The organism is Paenibacillus sp. Marseille-Q7038 (genome assembly GCF_965111595.1).
Window position 1 is genome coordinate 583,758 of record NZ_CBCOOM010000001.1, and the last position, 17,927, is coordinate 601,684.

General features: G+C 40.5%; 15 protein-coding genes and 2 pseudogenes. 10 read left to right on the top strand and 7 right to left on the bottom strand.

What is annotated here, in order from left to right; translation table 11 throughout:
* Positions 1 to 16: 16 nt before the first annotated feature.
* Positions 17 to 925 (bottom strand): hypothetical protein, encoded by a 909-nt coding sequence (locus ACWPWY_RS02910; RefSeq protein WP_454190312.1) that lies wholly within the window; start codon positions 923 to 925, stop codon positions 17 to 19.
* A 365-nt stretch (positions 926 to 1,290) separates the two neighbouring features.
* Between ACWPWY_RS02910 and ACWPWY_RS02915 the strand changes: the two genes are divergently transcribed.
* Genes ACWPWY_RS02915 through ACWPWY_RS02925 form a run of 3 tightly spaced genes read left to right on the top strand, consistent with a single transcriptional unit; the run spans position 1,291 to position 7,022 of the window.
* Positions 1,291 to 2,784: a type I restriction-modification system subunit M gene (locus tag ACWPWY_RS02915; protein WP_454190313.1), complete on the top strand. Its 1,494-nt coding sequence runs from the start codon at positions 1,291 to 1,293 to the stop codon at positions 2,782 to 2,784.
* Positions 2,784 to 4,064: a restriction endonuclease subunit S gene (locus ACWPWY_RS02920; protein WP_454190314.1), complete on the top strand. Its 1,281-nt coding sequence runs from the start codon at positions 2,784 to 2,786 to the stop codon at positions 4,062 to 4,064. The genes ACWPWY_RS02915 and ACWPWY_RS02920 overlap by 1 nt, the downstream gene beginning before the upstream one ends.
* Positions 4,065 to 4,094: 30 nt before the next feature.
* Positions 4,095 to 7,022, top strand: a complete 2,928-nt coding sequence (locus ACWPWY_RS02925; RefSeq protein WP_454190315.1) for a type I restriction endonuclease subunit R — start codon at positions 4,095 to 4,097, stop codon at positions 7,020 to 7,022.
* A 34-nt stretch (positions 7,023 to 7,056) separates the two neighbouring features.
* Here the strand turns inward: ACWPWY_RS02925 and ACWPWY_RS02930 are convergent, their stop codons facing one another.
* Together ACWPWY_RS02930 and ACWPWY_RS02935 are read right to left on the bottom strand one after the other, a co-directional pair.
* Positions 7,057 to 7,782 carry a M48 family metallopeptidase gene (locus ACWPWY_RS02930; RefSeq protein WP_454190316.1) on the bottom strand — a complete coding sequence of 242 codons (726 nt, stop codon included), beginning with the start codon at positions 7,780 to 7,782 and terminating at the stop codon, positions 7,057 to 7,059.
* A gap of 108 nt (positions 7,783 to 7,890) precedes the next feature.
* Positions 7,891 to 9,324: a SpoVR family protein gene (locus ACWPWY_RS02935; RefSeq protein WP_454192776.1), complete on the bottom strand. Its 1,434-nt coding sequence runs from the start codon at positions 9,322 to 9,324 to the stop codon at positions 7,891 to 7,893.
* A gap of 104 nt (positions 9,325 to 9,428) precedes the next feature.
* On the opposite strand from ACWPWY_RS02935, the gene ACWPWY_RS02940 reads away from it, so the two are divergent.
* From ACWPWY_RS02940 to ACWPWY_RS02950, 3 genes are all read left to right on the top strand, one after another.
* Positions 9,429 to 10,013, top strand: coding sequence for a restriction endonuclease (locus ACWPWY_RS02940; protein WP_454190317.1), 585 nt, complete (start codon positions 9,429 to 9,431; stop codon positions 10,011 to 10,013).
* 63 nt (positions 10,014 to 10,076) lie between these two features.
* Positions 10,077 to 10,310, top strand: a complete 234-nt coding sequence (locus ACWPWY_RS02945; protein ID WP_454190318.1) for a hypothetical protein — start codon at positions 10,077 to 10,079, stop codon at positions 10,308 to 10,310.
* Positions 10,311 to 10,589 (top strand): hypothetical protein, encoded by a 279-nt coding sequence (locus ACWPWY_RS02950; protein WP_454190319.1) that lies wholly within the window; start codon positions 10,311 to 10,313, stop codon positions 10,587 to 10,589.
* 62 nt (positions 10,590 to 10,651) lie between these two features.
* On the opposite strand, the pseudogene ACWPWY_RS02955 reads toward ACWPWY_RS02950, so the two are convergent.
* Both ACWPWY_RS02955 and yhbH read right to left on the bottom strand, forming a co-directional pair.
* Positions 10,652 to 11,479, bottom strand: a pseudogene (locus tag ACWPWY_RS02955) (SpoVR family protein); the annotation flags it as partial.
* Complete coding sequence (yhbH, locus tag ACWPWY_RS02960; protein ID WP_454190320.1) at positions 11,476 to 12,642, bottom strand: sporulation protein YhbH; 1,167 nt, start codon at positions 12,640 to 12,642, stop codon at positions 11,476 to 11,478. The pseudogene ACWPWY_RS02955 and the gene yhbH, both read right to left, overlap by 4 nt.
* Positions 12,643 to 12,895: 253 nt before the next feature.
* On the opposite strand from yhbH, the gene thrC reads away from it, so the two are divergent.
* The 3 genes from thrC (at position 12,896) to pdaA (ending at position 15,904) form a co-directional block, all read left to right on the top strand.
* A complete protein-coding gene (thrC, locus tag ACWPWY_RS02965; protein ID WP_454190321.1) occupies positions 12,896 to 14,308 on the top strand; it encodes a threonine synthase in 1,413 nt (470 codons plus the stop codon).
* Positions 14,309 to 14,609: 301 nt separating this feature from the next.
* Positions 14,610 to 15,026, top strand: a complete 417-nt coding sequence (locus tag ACWPWY_RS02970) for a hypothetical protein (RefSeq protein ID WP_454190322.1) — start codon at positions 14,610 to 14,612, stop codon at positions 15,024 to 15,026.
* A gap of 137 nt (positions 15,027 to 15,163) precedes the next feature.
* Positions 15,164 to 15,904 carry a delta-lactam-biosynthetic de-N-acetylase gene (gene pdaA / locus ACWPWY_RS02975; RefSeq protein ID WP_454192777.1) on the top strand — a complete coding sequence of 247 codons (741 nt, stop codon included), beginning with the start codon at positions 15,164 to 15,166 and terminating at the stop codon, positions 15,902 to 15,904.
* A gap of 83 nt (positions 15,905 to 15,987) precedes the next feature.
* Here pdaA and ACWPWY_RS02980 read toward each other — a convergent pair.
* Both ACWPWY_RS02980 and ACWPWY_RS02985 read right to left on the bottom strand, forming a co-directional pair.
* Positions 15,988 to 16,834 (bottom strand): annotated as a pseudogene (locus ACWPWY_RS02980) (DegV family protein).
* Positions 16,835 to 16,929: 95 nt separating this feature from the next.
* On the bottom strand, positions 16,930 to 17,358 hold the full coding sequence (locus ACWPWY_RS02985; protein ID WP_454190323.1) for a hypothetical protein: 429 nt from the start codon (positions 17,356 to 17,358) through the stop codon (positions 16,930 to 16,932).
* 189 nt (positions 17,359 to 17,547) lie between these two features.
* Between ACWPWY_RS02985 and ACWPWY_RS02990 the strand changes: the two genes are divergently transcribed.
* Entirely contained in the window at positions 17,548 to 17,922 is a 375-nt protein-coding gene (locus ACWPWY_RS02990) for a DUF423 domain-containing protein (protein WP_454190324.1), read from the top strand.
* Positions 17,923 to 17,927 lie beyond the last annotated feature (5 nt).

The window sequence follows — 17,927 nt, forward strand, 5'->3', positions numbered from 1 at the left end:
ATGGTCGGGGGTTATGCTATTCCTTTTGGTTCTGAGAAGGTTCATCGCCTAGCATTTCATGCAAATCATCGGGATCTTCAGGTAGGTCATTATCCTGTTCCTGCTCGTCTTCTGCGTCATCATAAACATCAGTGAATAATTGTTGTTGTCCACTGACAGACAGTGCGGCTTCATCTTTTTTAGGGCGTCCTCTTTTACGAGGTGGTGCATCAGGCTCTTCTTTACTTGGTTTGCGTTGTGCTATTAGAAGTAACTCGGCTTCTTTTCTAGCGAAATCCGTTTTCAATTGTGCAACTTCTAATTTCTTATCATATTCCATTCGCAATAGATCGATCTGATGCTGTTGCATCTGGCATTGTTGCTTGAGGGCTTGATTATCTTCGGTTAATCGCTGGATTGTAGCGGGATAATCTGAAGATTGCCACTGAACGCGTTCTTGGTTCAACTTCTCGATCTCTGCTTCTTTTTCTTGCAGTGATTTTTTTAGCGTAGTACATAGATCTTCTAGAACGTTGCTTTGTTTCTGTAATTCCGTGAGATTGATCTTATACTGATTTGTCTGCTCATTAGTTTCAGTGAGTTCGGTTTCCAGCTCCTTACGGAGTTGCTCGCTTTGCTGGAGTTGCTGCTGTATCTCGTCTGATGTTTTCGTCCATTCGGCTTCTTGATGTGTTGCTTCATCCGCCATTTTCTTCATCATATGAACGATTGTTTCTTGGATGCGTGTTAGGTTCTGCTCAATATATTCCAGATCGCTGGCATAGCGTTTCGTCCCGTCCTCATGTTTTAGATGGTATAAGTCATAGATCGAGAGCAGATGCTGGAACCATTCCTTGTTCGTATCAAAGTCTGAGTCCTTGATGAGTTGTTCGATTTTCCCTTTCAGTTCAGGTGTGACTTTTACTCCGAAGGTTACATCTGACATATCATGTTCACATCTCCTTGGATTGGTTAACTGTATAACCCATGAATAGACAGAGGTTAACCGGTTTTTGAGGTTAACTATGTAGTCAATTTTCTCGTCATATGTATATGCTTGGAAATCACAAATATTCATAGGCTTCGAGAGCATATAAAAGAGAACATACATATAGGAAGAATGTAATACGAAGAGTGTAAGATAAAGTGCAGAACTTGGCTGTTCGTATGAAGAAGCTTATGTCGAAATCTCATTTTTTTTATGCTACGATAGCACTAGACTATGCTATTAAAAAAAATCAAGGTAATAAGTCTGGTTATATTGAATTTACAATAGGTTTTTATAGATGACACAGGGGGAACGACATAAAGATGAGTCAGTTAACATTGCAAGAATTAGAATCACACTTATGGAAGTCTGCAGACATTCTGCGTGGGTCTGTGGACTCAAGTGATTATAAGAATTACATATTCGGATTGTTATTTTTAAAGCGTTTGAGTGATGTATTTGAGGAGCAGAAACAAGGTCTGGTCCAAGAACATGGGGAAGAAATTGGACAGCTCCTGGCAGATGATCCGGATCAATACCAGTTCTTCGTGCCTGCATCTGCACGTTGGGAAGAAATTCGTAAACATGCAAGCGATATTGGTTCAGCAATAAACGTAGCTTTTGAAGCGCTTGAAAATGAAAATCAAACACTCGAAGGTGTCCTTACACCAATTGACTTTAACCGTAAAGAAGTGCTAACAGATAGTGTCTTACTGCGCTTACTACAGCATTTTTCCTTATTAGATCTCAGCAATGCAAACCTATCAGAACCTGATATGCTTGGTCGAGCATACGAATACTTGATTAAAATGTTCGCTGATGATGCAGGGAAAAAAGGTGGAGAGTTCTATACGCCATCTAAAGTCGTTGAATTGATCGTTAAGCTCATCAAGCCTGAGGAAGGCATGCGTGTATACGATCCGACTTGCGGTTCAGGCGGTATGTTGATTCAATCGGTTGATTACGTGAAGGAGCATAACGGCAACCCACAATCTTTATCTCTGTTCGGACAAGAGAAGAACTTGGGAACATGGGCGATCGCTAAGATGAATCTACTGCTGCATAATTTGCCGGATCACCGTATTGAAAAAGGTGATACGATTCGAGAGCCGAAGCTTGTGGAAGATGGCGAAATTATGCTGTTCGATCGTGTAATTGCAAATCCTCCGTTTTCCTTGAAAGAATGGGGACGTGAGGAAGCTGAGCATGATCCGTATGGTCGATTCCAGTATGGGATACCGCCTAAAAATGCGGGTGACTATGCCTTCATCCAGCATATGATTGCTTCTCTTAAAGCTGATGGAAAGTGCGGGGTTGTTATGCCGCATGGTGTCTTATTCCGTGGCGGAGCAGAGGGAAAGATTCGTCAAGGATTAATCGAGTCTGATCTATTAGAAGCTGTTGTTGGATTACCATCTAACCTTTTCTATGGGACAGGTATTCCTGCTTGTGTGCTGATCTTTAATCGCGATAAATCTGCTGAACGCAAAGGAAATGTACTGTTTATCGCGGCAGAGGATGCATATCAAGAAGGTAAGAATCAGAATACGCTTCGAGAAGATGATATCAAGCACATTGTGGCTGCGTTTGATGCTTATGAAGATGTTGAAAAGTATGCACGAGTGGTTACTTTGGACGAGATCAAGAATAATGACTATAACTTAAATATTACTCGTTATATTGATAAGTCTGAAGAAAAAGAAAAAGTGGATCTGGAATCGGTAATTCTGGAGATATCCTCATTGGAAAGTAAACGAGCGGATATTAAAACGAAACTGAATGGTTATCTTCGTGAACTAGGGTTGGGTGAAGTGTGATGAAACAGGTTCGTGATGGATATAAGATGACTGAGCTTGGGGAGATACCGGTTGAATGGGAAGTTGTTGATTTTTTCCACTACATTGATTCTATTTTAGATTTTAGAGGGAGAACACCAAAAAAGCTTGGTATGGACTGGGGAAATGGAAACATTCGAGCATTATCGGCGAATAATGTAAAAATGGGGTTTATTGACTTTTCAGCGGAATGTTATTTGGCATCGAACGAGTTATATGAAAGGTGGATGACCAAAGGTGATCTGGAAAAGGATGATGTTTTGTTTACTATGGAAGCCCCTTTAGGAAACGTTGCTCAAGTTCCTGATAATAATAGATATATTTTAAGTCAACGAGTTGTTGCATTTAAAGCTAAAGAAAATTTGAATAAAACATACCTCAAGTATTTTTTGATGTCAGATCTTTTTAAAGAGTGTTTAGATAAAAAAGCAACTGGGACAACTGCTAAAGGTATTAGTCAGAAGAATCTGGCACAGTTATCTCTAATCATACCTAATATGATGGAACAACAAAAAATCTCCGAGATCCTTTCGACAGTTGACGAGCAAATTCACAATACAGAACAATTGATTGAGAAAACAAAAGAGCTTAAAAAAGGTTTAATGCAGCAATTACTGACAAAAGGCATTGGACATACCGAATTTAAGAAGTCGGAGCTTGGGAAGATACCGGTTGAGTGGGAAGTGAAGCAAGTTGGTGATATAGCTAAAATAAAAACAGGCGGAACTCCAAGTAAATCAAATAAAGAATATTGGGAAAATGGAAGCGTAAGATGGATGAGTTCAGGTGAAGTGAACTTAAGAAGAATTTATGAGGTAGAAGGTAGAATTACGAATCTAGGATTAAACAATTCTAATACAACTATTTTACCAACAAAAACAATAATGATGGCTATGAATGGGCAGGGCAAAACAAGAGGAACTGTTGCTATTCTAGAAATTGAAACAACTTGTAATCAATCCTTAGCGGGTATTTTACCTTCAGAAAAATACTATAGCGAGTTTTTATTTTATTACTTGGAAAGCCAGTATGAACGTATACGTAATATTAATGGTGAAGGGCGCGCAGGATTGAATTTGAGATTAATCAATGAATTTCTAATTGTATTGCCGTCAATTGAAGAACAACAAAAAATCGCTTCAATCTTCTCAGCCGTAGATGAACAGATCGAAAACTACGAACAAGAAAAACAGGAATACCTCGAACTGAAAAAAGGTTTAATGCAGCAGTTACTAACAGGACAAATACGAGTGACGGTGTAAGCCGTCGCTCTTACTTTGAGGTGAACGAAAATGAACCCTTTGGAATATACTGAGGTCGAACAACCTTTTATAGAACAGCTAATGAGATATGGCTATTCCTATATGGAAGGGTCGAAGCTAGAGAACGATCGCTCCTCAAGAGGGAGCGTAGTTCTGGAACGAAGATTTGCAGATTCGATTCGCAAGCTCAATCCATGGATTGATGATACCAATGTAGATCGAGTCGTAAAGCAATTTACTTCTTTGCAGGCAGAAGATGTATGGCATGCAAATAAGACGATATTCGATTGGTTATTCGGACAAGGAATATCCGTAATGCAGGATGTTGGAGCAGGGAAGAAGAATCAGACGGTACAACTTTTTGACTATGAAAATGTAAATAACAACGATTATCTCGTGGTAAATCAGATTGTCTTCGAAAATGCAGAAGGAACCATCCGTCCCGATCTTATCCTATACATTAATGGTTTACCGCTTGTCCTTATTGAGTGTAAGAGTCCAAAACTACAGGTAGACAAGCAACTGCCGGAAGGTGTGCGGCAATTTGAACGATATATGGACACGAATGCGAAGTTATTCTGGTATAACCAGATGCTCATTGTGACGAGCCGTGATCGCGCTCGTGTGGGTACGATATTTGCTAAACCGCAGCACTATGGTCTATGGAAAGATCCTTATCCTTATACCTTTGAAGAGATCGGAAGCTACCGGGGACAGGATGTCCTGGTATCCGGAATGCTTCGTAAGGATACTGTTCTGGACCTCATGCGGAACTTCATCGTATTTGATGGTAAAGTGAAGAAGCTAGCTCGTTATCAGCAGTATCGTGCGGTAAACAAAACGATAGAACGAATTATGAATGAGAAGAAGCCTTCGCGTCGAGGCGGTGTAGTGTGGCATACACAAGGCTCTGGTAAATCCTTAACAATGGTGTATCTAGCAATGAAACTGCGCCGGCAGACTTCGTTAGAGAATCCGATGATCCTTATCGTAACGGATCGTCAGGATTTGGATGATCAAATTACTAAGACATTCCAGCAATCAGGGTTTCCAAATCCTACACAAGCAAGTTCGGTTGCCGATCTGAAACGTCAGCTAGCCAAAGGTCCAGGTACAACGGTAATGACGCTGATTCAAAAGTTCCAAGGTGATGATGAAAAGGTGTTTCCTGTCATCTCGGAATCGGAGCAAATCATCGTCATGACAGATGAGTCCCACCGTTCACAGTATAAGGGACTTGCTCTCAACATGCGTAAGGCTTTGCCGAATGCAACCTTTGTCGGTTTTACCGGTACGCCGATTGATAAGAAAACGCGTTCGACGACAGGCAAGTTCGGTTCCTATATCGATAAATATACGATTGAGCAAGCGGTTGAAGATGGGGCTACGGTTCCGATTCACTATGAATCTCGATTACCGAACCTACATATGAAAGGCGATACATTGGACGAGTTATTCGCCCGCACTTTCTTCGAGTATGACGATGATGCCAGAGAGAAGATTCAGAAGAAATATGTGAATGATCAGCTACTCTTAACTGCACCAGAGCGAATGAAGGAAATTGCACTGGATATCGTTCGTCATTTTGAGTCTCGTGTATTGATTAATGGCTACAAAGGTCAAGTGGTAGCTGTCTCCCGTACAGCTGCGGTTGAATATAAGAAGCTGATCGATGAATATGCGATGGGGCAGTTTGAGACAGCAGTAATTTTCTCAGCTGGACAGAATGATAAGGGTGAATTACGAAATTATCACATCTCGAAAGATGAAGAGAAGTTGCTGATTGAGCGTTTTAAGAAGCCGTTTTCCGAGGATAAGTTAGCGCTGTTAATCGTCTGTGATAAGCTATTGACTGGTTTTGATGCACCAATTGAACAAGTCATGTACTTGGATAAGCCTCTTAAAGAACATAACTTACTGCAGGCAATTGCTAGAACCAATCGGAAATATGATGCGAATAAAACATATGGACTTATTGTAGATTATTTTGGAGTGTCACGTTTCTTGGATCAAGCTCTTGAGATCTTCAGCGCAAATGATGTTCAGGGAGCACTGCAATCGATCGATGATGAATTGCCAAGACTCGAGCAGCGTCATCGCTCTGCAGTTCGGTTCTTCGATGGTCTAAAGCCGAATCAGTTAGAGGAAAGCATTCTGCGGCTCGTTGATGAAGATGTACGTGCTGACTTTGATATTGCTTATAAACGATTTGCGGAAAGTATGGATAAGGTGATGCCAAGTCCTAAAGTGGAGAGGTTCTTGCCAGATCTGAAACGTCTTGGTGTCATTCGGCAGTTAGCTAAATCCCGTTTCTCTATTGATGATGGTATGGACATCTCCGATTGCGGGGAGAAGGTAAGAAAAATGGTACATGACTATTTGCATTCTGCAGGTATTGATGCTAGAGATCCTGTATCAATTTTGGATGTTTCCTTTAAAGAGGAGATTGAGAAAAATACGCTTCCAGAAACGAAAGCCGCTCAGATGGAACACGCGATTAAGAAAGAAATTTCCGTTCGTCTCGGTGAGGATGAGGTCTACTATACTTCTCTGAAGCAGAAGGTTGAGGAATTATTGACACGGTATAAAGAGCGTCAGATGACGATCTTTGAGCTGTTAGAGAAACTGGACGCGGTGCGCGATGAGATGATAGAGAAAGTAAACGGTAAGACGAACAGCGGTCTGACTTATATGCAAGAGCCTTATTACAATAAGCTCCATGAAGTATGTGAGCAGCGGGCAGAATATGAATTGAAAGAAATTGCCGTTGATGTACAGCAGTTTATTGAGGAGCGTGTCACACCCATCAGTGACTGGACGACGAAAACCGATTTCAAGCGTCAATTGACTGGTGATCTGAAGGTGAAACTGCTCAAGCAGAAAATGGACATGAGCGATGCTTCTATGCTGACAGGATATTTTACGGCACTCGCCGAAACACAATACGGCAAAAAATAATGAAAATGACCAGCACATAAGTTGCTGGTCATTTTCATATATTCAGCGTTGATCCGTTTACGCGTAGCCATTCTTTCTTCTGTTCATAATCAGGGAGCAGCATTCGAACGGTATCCCAATATTCATTAGAATGATTCATGTATATCAGATGTGCTAGTTCGTGAACAATTACATAGTCAATAATAGACGCAGGAGCAAGAAAGATTCGCCAATTTAATAAGATATTGCGAGCAGGTGTACAGCTTCCCCATCGTTGTTCTTGATCTTTGATGACGATGTTATTGGGATATTGCTGTAATTTATCTGTGAATTTAGTTATCCGGTCTTTTGTAAAGATCATCCCTCGATGTTTAACCCATTCTACATAGAGCGGCATGAGGAGCTCTCTATATTGGTGTTCTGGTATGCTCTCATGAATATATGCTTGAAATTGACCTTGATAGAAGCTGATTTCTGGTTCTATCGATTCATTCGTTGTCAATACTTTTAATCGATATTGTCTGCCTAGATAGGGCAGTTTTTCACCAGAGACGAACTTCCGCTGGAGACAGTTCTGCTTCATCTCTTCAAAGTTTAACAACTGTGTGCGTATCCATGTTCCTTTACGTTGTAAGATATTTTCTATGGCTTGTTTTTCCGCGGTATTAGGAGCGACCACCTGTACACCTTGTTGATTAACAGAGATGGACACCGTCTTACGGCGGTTGCTTCTCGTTAATTCGTATTCAATGGTTTTGGATCCAAATTGAAATAATGGCATGATGATTCCTCCTGTTCATGTATTATAACAAGAATTTGAAGTTTATGGACAAGCAGTCTGTATGGAAATAAAAGGAGAGCTGATCAGCTCTCCTTTAAGCATTCATCTTTATATACTTTTACGACTAACCTTATTCCCATCATAAGCAAACTGTATCTGTTTATTATCGACAACCGTCTCCAAATACACAGCTTTCCCCCATAGCTGATAAACATAAGGGAGTGTTCGTTCCACATACTTTTGATCCAACTCGACACCCTCAAATTGATGCAGCAAGTAAAGCTCCCCTCTGTGCATATAATCCCCATCTTTAACGACCAGATAAGGAAATCCGCCATTTACCCTGGAGTAGGCTAGCTGATCCCGTATATTTTCCCATGACTTATCTGTAATTTTCCAGTCGGGACCTTTCTTTTCAAATACATATAAATCGAGTTCATTGACCAAATCCTTTGTAAGATAGTTACGAATAAAGGAAATATCATGATCAGCTTCGCGCACCTCAAAAATCTTTTCTCTGCCGCGCCCGGGTACTCTCCCGAAACGTTCTCTTTCTTCTAATGTAGGATTATCCCAGCGCTTCTCGATGTGCTCAAACATCTTAAGTCCTAGATAATACGGATTTAGTGATTTCGTTGAAGGCTGTACGACAGAAGAATTTAACTTGGCATACTCAATTGTTTCTTCTTCTGTCAGATCGAGTTCTCTCATGATCCGTTGATGGAAAAAGGTTGCCCAGCCTTCATTCATTATTTTTGTCTCCATTTGTGCCCAAAAGTAGAGCATCTCATCTCGTAGCATAGTTAGAATGTCTCGCTGCCATGGCTGCAAAACAGGAGAGTATTCCTCGATAAACCATAAGATGTCTTTCTCAGGCTGCGGAGGAAAGCAAACAGGATCCTCAGGAGCTGTTTCTGGAGCTTCTGAGGGCTCAAGTGACCAAATATCATCGTATGGTGTTTTTTGAGTTACAGGATCAATTACAGGCTGTTTATTAGCTAGAGAATTGACGTAAGAATCTTTCCCCATTTGATATGGTTTCACTTTATGAGGATCAATATGTTCTTGTATGGAGAGTACCGCATCAATAAACTTCTCCACTTGAAGAGCACCATGAATGATTTCATATTCTCGTATTCTTTCTGCCGTAGCGGTCATGCTTTCGACCATTTGACGATTGGTCTTGGAGAAATAGGCGTTATTTTTAAAAAAATCACAGTGGGCTAGGACATGCGCGACGATCAGTTTATTTTGTACGGGAGAATTGCTATCTAGAAGGAATGCATAACAAGGGTCTGAATTGATGACCAGTTCATAGATCTTGCTTAGTCCCATATCATATTGCATTTTCATTTTGTTAAACGTCTTACCGAAGCTCCAGTGGCTAAAACGTGTAGGCATACCGTATGCTCCGAAAGTATAGATAATATCGGAAGGGCATATTTCATAGCGCATCGAATAAAAGTCGAGTCCGAATCCCGTAGCGATTTCAGTAATTTCATCAATGGTGTATTCAAGATCTTTTATATCTTCTTGAGACATCATATTGAAGCCCTCCAACTCATATTTTTTCTAAACGATTGAACTGCTCTTGAGTTTTAAATTTGTTCTGAACTGGACAGGATGAAGTCAAAAGGAGTGTTCATATGATACTGATTGTCAGCCTGTTATTGGTGCTGAATTTTATTTTCTTTCACATGTATACCAGTCAAAAAAAGACCATTGAAAATTACCGTGACAATGCACTTGAAGCTATAACTACACATGAAGATATGAAGGAAACATTACGTATTGGTCTTTACCACCGGTATAAAAGAGATCTTGAAGAAGACAAAGTAGAAAACCCACTATTGTTCGAACATTTTGTTGCTGAGATTATGACTTCTGTCCGGGGAGGGAGCACTTATGTAACAAAAGGTTCTGGTGATTACGGTGTTGATATAGAAGAAGAGACAGATGCAGGTTTATACCTTGGACAAGTTAAGTGTTACAGCGATCAGAATCCGGTTAGTTTTGATCCCATTGCTATCATTCACTCACAAATGGTGAAACAAGGAGCTGTCGGAGGATACGTAATAACGACGGGTAAATTTACTGCAAATGCGTATAACTATGCAACTGGGCTTAATATTGATTTGATTGATGGAAATCAGCTTGTTGAGTTATGGCTTGAGCACTTGGACTCAAAACGAGAGCTTGTCTCCGAATTCAAAGCTGTACCTGCGACTTGAAATATTTTAGCTAATGTGAAGAAATATACGGTATGATATACTCGAACAAAGGAGGGTGAGGATATGAATTTCAGTCTCAAAGCTCCCGATGGAACGGTAATTGAGTCGTATCATAAGGATCACAGGGAGTATATTCGAATAGCAGGACTTGAATACGAGATCTATAATCCTGTTGAAGCATTGGATGCGGATCCCGAGATTAAAGAGATGATAGAAGCTTCTGAAAAAGATATTCAGCAAGGGAAATTATACTCTACAGATGATCTGGTCGAAGCGATAAAGCGTGGTGACTGGTAATTGATTGTCGAATGGACCAACACAGCTGTAAGGCGGCTTCACCAGATCAAGAGCGAGCATTATACAGAGCAGGAAACAATGGAGTATAAGATTGATCTTATTCGGCGTATTGAAGCTAAGGTGGTCCATATGGGTACAGCGATGCCATCTCGTGAATATCTGGGCACGTATTACTGTATCGTTGATCGTTATATTGTATCTTACAAAGTAATGGAGAATGGCGAACGATATGTGATTACTTCATTCAAACATGGTGCGATGAAGCGTAAACTGTATTAGATAAATGAAACCGATTCGCTTGGGAATCGGTTTTTTGCTGTATGAATTTAAGCACCTTGGCGATACGAAGCCCAGCCTTCGTTCATGATCTTGGTTTCCATTTGAGGCCAGAAGTACAGCATTTCTTCACGGAGCATGCTCATAATGTCTCTTTGCCAGTCGGATAATACCTCAGAAAACTCCTGTACGAACCACATCACATCTTTTTCCGGCTCAGGCGGGAAACGAAATACTTGATGTGTACTTGGATCAGGTCCCTCAGGTGCCGTTACGCCAATGTTCCACAGATCATCATAGCGACCGGGAGGACGAACGTCCGGGTTAGGATTTTTTTGCTCTTTTATCTTCAGTTCCATATAGCGCTGTTTATCGAGATGCTGAGGTTTAATCAGCTGCGGATCGACATGTTCTTGAATAGCGAGGACAGCATCGATAAATGACTCGACGGCTTCTGTCCCGTATTCAAGTTCATACTGCTTAATCCGGTCCGCCGTTGCTGCCATACTTTCGACCATATTTCGGTTAGACATCGAAAAACGGGCGTTATTTTTAAAGAAATCGCAGTGAGCAAGAACATGGGCTACAATGAGTTTATTTTGAATAAGGGAGTTGCCGTCAAGCAAGAAGGCATAACATGGATCAGAGTTAATCACCAATTCGTAAATTTTGCTGAGTCCAAAATCGTATTGCATCTTCATTTTCTGAAAGGTTTTCCCAAAACTCCAGTGACTGAATCTAGTCGGCATGCCGTATGCACCAAAAGTGTAAATAATATCAGAAGGACAGATTTCATATCGCATTGGATAATAGTCAAGTCCGAAGCCATTTGCAATCTCCATAATCTCGTCAATGGCATATTCGAGGTCTTTTAATTCACTTGCATTGCTCATGAAACGCTGCCTCCTTCTTTGTTATGAAAAAAGGTGCGCAGGGCCTTATATACTTCGCCCTTTTCTTTGATAACGTAGTACATGAACTGGTCTATTTTGATATTGCGATAGGCAGACATCAGCGTACTGCTTCGGTTATACTGATTCACCTCACCATAGCCAAACATATTGCTCCGCTTGAGCAATTCGCCAATTAATTTAACACAGCGTTCATTATCACTGGTTAAGTTATCGCCGTCAGAAAAGTGGAATGGATAAATATTGTAACTCGAAGGCGGGTACCGCTGATCTATAATTTCAAGGGCTTTTATATAAGCAGATGAACAGATCGTACCGCCGCTTTCTCCGCGGGTGAAAAATTCTTCTTCAGTCACTTCTCGTGCTTCGGTATGGTGGGCGAGGAAGACGATCTCTACTTTTTCGTATTGTTTACGTAAAAACCTTGTCATCCAGAAAAAGAAGCTTCTTGCGCAATATTTTTCAAAAGAGCCCATGGACCCGGATGTATCCATCATGGCAATTATTACGGCATTGGAGTGCGGAATGACGGTATCATCCCATGTCTTGTAGCGGAGGTCGTCAGGGCTAATATGATGGATTCCTGGTTTTCCGCTGGTGGCATTTCGGCGTAAATTTTCTAGGATGGTCCGCTTCTTATCGATGTTGGATTGCATCCCTTTTTTACGGATATCGTTAAATTTAATGCTTTGTGTCTCAATTTCTTCTTTATCTTTTTGTTTGAGATGGGGTAAGGAGAGCTCGGAAAACAACATATTTTCAAGGTCTTCCATGTTGATCTCTGCTTCTACAATGTCTTGACCTGGCTGATCGCCTGCTTTTTCACCTTTACCTGGTTTTTGACTCGCAGGATCGCGTCCAATGACATCGCCGACCTGACTTTCTCCATCTCCTTGGCCGACATGCTTTTGTTTTTGATAATTATAGACAAAGCGATATTCATCTAGGCTTCGAATCGGAACTTTAATGATCTGCTTACCATCGGACATAATGATATTTTCTTCTGTAATAAGGTCGGGCAGGTTCTGCTTAATGATTTCCTTCACCTTCTGCTGATGGCGCTGCTGATCTTGGTAACCTTTACGGTGAAGAGACCAATCTTCTTTTGAAACGACAAATGAGTAAGGCTGGCGAGAATCCGGCATTTTAGGCACCTCCCCTGTAAATTGTGCGACACAGTTTGACCTGCTGTAAATTAAGTATATTCACGGGCAGGGATGATATGTGATGACATCGATATAAAATAGAGAAGTGGAACATTTTTCTTCCTATTATTGTCGTTAACTTACAGAAAATGATTCGCTTTTGCTGCGGTTCAGTGTATGATGGTTTAAAAGATAAGAAAGATAGGACCATCGTTTTCGTGCATGGTCAAAAGTGCAGGAGGGAATATAGCGCATGCAATATCAAAGTACTCGAGGACAGGTTAGTGAAGTAGGATTTATTGATGCATTTCTGATGGGACTAGCTACAGATGGAGGTTTGCTCGTACCAAGTACCATTCCTGTCATATCTAGCGACAAGTTGGAAGAGTGGAGAACTCTTTCCTTTCAGGATTTAATGCTTGAGATTTTTTCTTATTACTTAAATGAAGAAATTCCGAGTGATGAGCTGAAGAAGATGGTCTATGCCAGTTACAGTACCTTCCGGCATGAAGACGTTACTCCAGTTCATCAACTTACGGATGATATATATTTACTTGAATTGTTCCATGGTCCAACATTTGCCTTTAAGGACATTGCGCTTCAACTCATGGGGCAGTTGTATAGTTATGTAGCTAAACAGTATAAACGCCCTATTAATATTCTTGGTGCTACTTCTGGCGATACAGGGGCATCGGCTATTCAAGGCGTTCGAGGTAAAGAAGGAATTAATATCTGTATCTTGCATCCGAATGGAAAAGTAAGTAAGGTACAAGAACTTCAGATGACTACCGTACAAGATGAGAACGTGCTGAATTTATCAGTAGAAGGTAACTTTGATGATTGTCAGCGAATGATTAAGGAACTTTTTGCGGATGTGAATTTCAAAAATGAGCATCATCTCTGCGCTATTAATTCTATTAATATCGTTCGCATCCTTGCCCAAACGGTCTATTATTTCTACTCCTATTTCCGAGTAACAGATCAGCGTCCTGAATTAATAGGAGCACCGCTTCATTTCAGTGTTCCTACAGGTAACTTCGGAGACATTTTTGCAGGATATCTTGCTTCTCGTATGGGTTTACCTGTAGGTAAGTTGGTACTTGCAACGAATGAGAATAATATACTGGAGCGTTTTGTGAAGGAAGGGATCTATAAACCGGATGGATTCCATACGACATATAGTCCTTCGATGGATATTCAGGTTGCTAGCAACTTTGAGCGATATCTTTATTATGTTTTGGATGAAAATGCAGAGCAGACCGAAAGATACATGAAGCGTTTCCAGGAGAGCGGCGAAATTCAAATTCCACAAGAGCTACTAGGCAAAATTCAATCGGAATTTGCTGCTTACGGTGTGATTGGGGCGGAGTGCCTCGCAACGATTCAAAAATATAACGATACCAAAGCTTATCTGCTCGATCCTCATTCCGCTTGCGGAGTTACCGCAGCAGAACGTACGCTTCCAGCAGGTGAAGTTGTCATTTCGTTAGCTACAGCGCATCCTGCAAAATTTAATGAATCTATTGAACTTTGTGAGATTAAGCAGGACTTCCCGCCGCAAATCTCAGCACTGTATGACATGCCTGTTCGCAAAACGGAGGTAGAAGGAACGATGGAGCAAGTGGTAGCTGAACTTCTTCCTTTTTACCATCGTCATCAGAAATAAAAGTGAAATAGAAGCAAAATAACATAAAAAACCGTCTAGGATGAAGAGAAAGTCTACATCTTAGACGGTTTTTTACTATGATATTAAGCCAGATCACTTTTGGAGCAGTGAAAGTGACTTTTTTATTTGCTTCCAAGTCTGTAATCCTCCTAAAATAAAATAACGGAAAGTAACATAAATTTCATATATTTCCCATTATATCATGAACAAAGTTGATCAACCGATTTAAAAGTTTTATTTCGGGGTAAACATGATCAAGTTAAGTCAAAATGTTTTAAAGAAAAATATAGGGGGCACCACCATGAAAGAGAAGAAAGAACCATTACATATAGATGTACAGTTTAAATGTCCAACCTGTACGCAGGAAGTGAAAGCTCATTTTGTGGAAGAACAGGTCGTCACGGTACGCTGTGAGAGTTGCCGACAAGGATATACACTAATGAGACCGACGATTGGTCAGGAAATATTGTTAGATTGGGAACAAGAGGCGTTGTTCCATAAAATGCGGGCCGAAAAAAAAGAACAGGATAACACAGAGATGATGGCTCTGCTGATTAAAATCGTGGAACTGCTGACATGGAAGGATGAAGGTCACGGCCAGATTCAGGCCATTGAGGCAGCACGAAGCTGGTTGTCTCATACTGATAAATCGAATGTTGTCCGTGAACTTCTACATATCATTTCAGAACAGGAAGGGAGAAAGGGTTACCGATTATAACGATTTTAAATCCGAAGATATGACATAAATAATTGAATTCTTGCTCATATTATCTTAAGTAACATAATTGTGTAGATGATAGGAGCGGATTCATGATGAAAAAGTGGTTTATGGTTAGCGTCATGATCATCTTGATCATGACTAGCGCCGGTGTCCACTATATACAGGCTTCCCCTGTGAAAGATGCATATCACTTTGGTTTCAAAAAAAGCAAAGATGGTGGGCTTGCATCCATTAATGAGGAAGGATTTAAAGGAATTCTCGAAAAAAATGAAGCGATATTCCTTGGAGATACCACTCAAAAAGAGTTATATCTAACGTTTGATAATGGCTATGAGAACGGATATACACCTGCTATTCTTGATGTACTTAAGACCAAGAAAGTACCTGCCGCCTTTTTTGTAACAGGACATTACTTGAAAGATCAGCCCGATCTGGTCAAAAGAATGAGTCAAGAAGGCCATATTGTTGGAAATCACTCCTGGAGTCATCCCGATATGAGCGTAACGCCCGATGCCAAAATTAAAGAAGAGCTGGATAAAGTCAAACAGGAAGTACTTGCTCTAACAGGCAAAGAAATTCCTTACCTTCGTCCGCCGCGCGGGATTTTTAGTGAACGTTCTCTTACTGTTAGTAAAAATGAAGGCTATATTAATGTGTTCTGGTCTATTGCTTATAAAGACTGGGATACGAAGGTACAGCATGGAGCTCAGTATGCCTATGATCAAGTGATGAAGCAGCTTCATCCAGGTGCGGTGATCTTACTTCATTCGGTGTCTAAGGACAACACAGAAGCCTTAGGACAGATCATAGATGCAGCTAGAGCACAGGGCTATACATTTAAAAGTTTGGATGAACTCAAAACCAAAACATATTAATTTCAATTCATTGTTTAGGTGTCTCTAAATACAAAAAGAAGAAGACCTTTTCCAATAGGGAAACGGTCTTCTTCTTTTTTGTCTTATGCTCTTACGTAAACGAGTCCAATCGTTTTAGGTCCACAATGACTCGAAACAACACAACCTGCTGTAGCCATTTCAATATGTTTTGCTTTGGTCTTTTCTTTTAATGTCTTCTGAATCAGAAGTGCATCTTCCTCACACATCGAGTGTACAACGATGATGGTATCATTATCCATTACATTGACATTGCTGAGTGCATTATTCAACATTTGGTCAATGGCTTTTTCACGTTTGCCTCTAACTTTATATGCGGGCGTCATCTTTCCAGCAATCACCTTAATTACAGGCCTGATTTTGAGAAGACTGCCGATTAAATTTTGCATTCCTGAACAGCGGCCGCCCATGTATAGATAATCAAGTGTATCAATGACAAACTCGATTTCTACTTTTGGTCTCATCTCAGTCAGTAGATCCACAATTTCACTGATGGTTTTTCCTTGCTCCGCAGCTTGTACTGCTTTCATCACCAGTACGCCAATTCCGGATGATAAATTAAGTGAATCAAACACAGTAACGCTTCCCTCAGGAAATTCGCCTGAAGCGATGAGTGCATTTTGATACGTAGAAGAAAGCTCAGATGAAAGGCTAATAAATAAAACGTGATAGCCCTGATCTATGTAAGGGCCAAAAGAAGCCATAAAATCAGCAGGAGAAGGTGCTGCCGTTTTTGGAAGGCGGCCTTCACGATCTACCCTTGCATACAGCTGTTCGGGGCTAATTTCAACACCATCTTTTAACGATTCATCGCCAAACACGGCATAAAGTGGAACAATACCAACCTCATGTTGCTGGACCCAAGTCTTAGGTAAATCACTGGCTGTCCGCAAAAATTTTAATTCGCGACATCTTAATCCCCTTTTTTAGAAAAAATTCATTTATAACATACTATTCTATTATAATGCATATAGACATTTGTAGCAAAATGATATCTAATATCCTGATTAGATGAAACTTAGACTAAAAAAACCGATGATCACGAGTAATATGATCCCATGAAGAACTATTCCAATCATAGGGAAGATTTTCTTTCGATTCTTAAGGGTTAATCCAATAATTGATAAAATGATACCAATAAGATTAAGAGATAATCCAATAAGTATCAGAACGCCGATGATCATTACATAAACACTCTCAAGTATTGCCTCAGGAGAAGAATTCTGCAAAATATCTTCTGCTGCTGCCGGTGCTAAGGCAAGAATCACAATGTAGGTGATAAGAGATAGGATCCCCAGTATAAGAGAAGTTAGCCCAGGACCCGAATGTCTCAGAGGGGTTACGGGAGGTTGAAAGGTTCCATAAGGATTATTTACTTCGATGACCTCTTCATGTTTCGCGTTTTCCATTTCCTGGACCGGCTCAATTTTATCCATTTCCATACTCCTTATATTTTGTTTTTCATTCACTTTTTCATAAATCCTACCAAAATGCAAGAGGAAGGAACGAATGAGTAACGGTTCTGAATGTTGCAGTTTAGTGACAAACCTCACTTTAGATAGCATAGGGGAAACCAATTGAGGTAAGATACAAGGAAGACAACAGGAACTAGGGGTGAAATGGAAGTGGCTAAAAAATGGATAGGCATCGGTGCAATTCTAGTCATGCTTTCGGTTATGATTGGTGCATTTGGCGCACATATGCTAGAACCTATCATTGGTGAGGACAAGGTTTCAGTATATGAAACAGGTGTTCATTATCACATGATCCATGCACTGGGCATTATTTTAATTGGAGTTATTGCCAAAGTTTTCGGTGAAGCTAAGTTACTTGTCTGGTCAGCTAGGTTATTATTCGTTGGTATTATATTATTCTCTGGAAGTTTATATGCGCTTAGTATAAGTGGTCTTGGTCCATTAGGAGCCATAACACCTCTCGGCGGTGTATGTTTTATTGCTGGCTGGATCTGTTTAGCGGTTACCGCTCTGAAGAAAGTATAAAAGAA

Bases quoted from the DNA above. Each gene is read 5' to 3' on its own strand.
- ACWPWY_RS02910 (WP_454190312.1), bottom strand. From the start codon at position 925: ATGTCAGATGTAACCTTCGGAGTAAAAGTCACACCTGAACTGAAAGGG.
- yhbH (WP_454190320.1), bottom strand. From the start codon at position 12,642: ATGCCGGATTCTCGCCAGCCTTACTCATTTGTCGTTTCAAAAGAAGAT.
- ACWPWY_RS02945 (WP_454190318.1), top strand. From the start codon at position 10,077: ATGAATTTCAGTCTCAAAGCTCCCGATGGAACGGTAATTGAGTCGTAT.
- ACWPWY_RS02925 (WP_454190315.1), top strand. From the start codon at position 4,095: ATGAACCCTTTGGAATATACTGAGGTCGAACAACCTTTTATAGAACAG.
- ACWPWY_RS02935 (WP_454192776.1), bottom strand. From the start codon at position 9,324: ATGTCTCAAGAAGATATAAAAGATCTTGAATACACCATTGATGAAATT.
- ACWPWY_RS02915 (WP_454190313.1), top strand. From the start codon at position 1,291: ATGAGTCAGTTAACATTGCAAGAATTAGAATCACACTTATGGAAGTCT.
- ACWPWY_RS02940 (WP_454190317.1), top strand. From the start codon at position 9,429: ATGATACTGATTGTCAGCCTGTTATTGGTGCTGAATTTTATTTTCTTT.
- ACWPWY_RS02970 (WP_454190322.1), top strand. From the start codon at position 14,610: ATGAAAGAGAAGAAAGAACCATTACATATAGATGTACAGTTTAAATGT.
- ACWPWY_RS02985 (WP_454190323.1), bottom strand. From the start codon at position 17,358: ATGGATAAAATTGAGCCGGTCCAGGAAATGGAAAACGCGAAACATGAA.
- ACWPWY_RS02930 (WP_454190316.1), bottom strand. From the start codon at position 7,782: ATGCCATTATTTCAATTTGGATCCAAAACCATTGAATACGAATTAACG.
- ACWPWY_RS02920 (WP_454190314.1), top strand. From the start codon at position 2,784: ATGAAACAGGTTCGTGATGGATATAAGATGACTGAGCTTGGGGAGATA.
- thrC (WP_454190321.1), top strand. From the start codon at position 12,896: ATGCAATATCAAAGTACTCGAGGACAGGTTAGTGAAGTAGGATTTATT.
- pdaA (WP_454192777.1), top strand. From the start codon at position 15,164: ATGACTAGCGCCGGTGTCCACTATATACAGGCTTCCCCTGTGAAAGAT.